General features: G+C 54.5%; 1 protein-coding gene. It reads right to left on the bottom strand.

Features of this window, described 5'->3' with window-relative positions; all coding sequences use genetic code 11:
* On the bottom strand, positions 1–484 hold a 484-nt coding region (locus K5Q92_RS24030), incomplete at both ends, for a VCBS domain-containing protein (protein ID WP_220771279.1).

Here is a 484-nt window from a genome sequence, read left to right as displayed (position 1 = left end):
GCGCCATGTTCATCGGTGACGGTAACTAGGAACTGCTCCTGTTCACTATCGCCCAGGGCTAGTTGATCCACTAACAAGTTGTCATTGAGGGTGTAAGTCCAAGTACCCGTGTTGGGATCGATAACAAAGTTACCGTAGCTGCCGACGGCATTGCCGCTCCAAGTCCAAGTGGCACCGTTATCGACATCATCGGCGGTGAGAGTGTCAGAAGCCACTAAGCTGCCGGGCTCAGGCTCGTTGCCCCCAGGCTGCACACCAGCCTCGACCACATCGCCCATCGCGGCTGCAGCAGAGGAGGTGATCTCAGGCATGTCGTTGGTGCCTGTGATGGTGATAGTCACCCATTGGGTGCTAAAGGCGCCATGTTCATCGGTGACGGTAACTAGGAACTGCTCCTGTTCACTATCGCCCAGGGCTAGTTGATCCACTAACAAGTTGTCATTGAGGGTGTAAGTCCAAGTACCCGTGTTGGGATCGATAACAA

Source organism: Shewanella sp. MBTL60-007, assembly GCF_019654915.1.
In the GTDB taxonomy this organism is placed as follows: Bacteria; Pseudomonadota; Gammaproteobacteria; order Enterobacterales; family Shewanellaceae; genus Shewanella.
The sequence above is the reverse complement of the archived record's forward strand: the minus strand, read 5'-3'. Positions and strand labels throughout refer to the sequence as shown.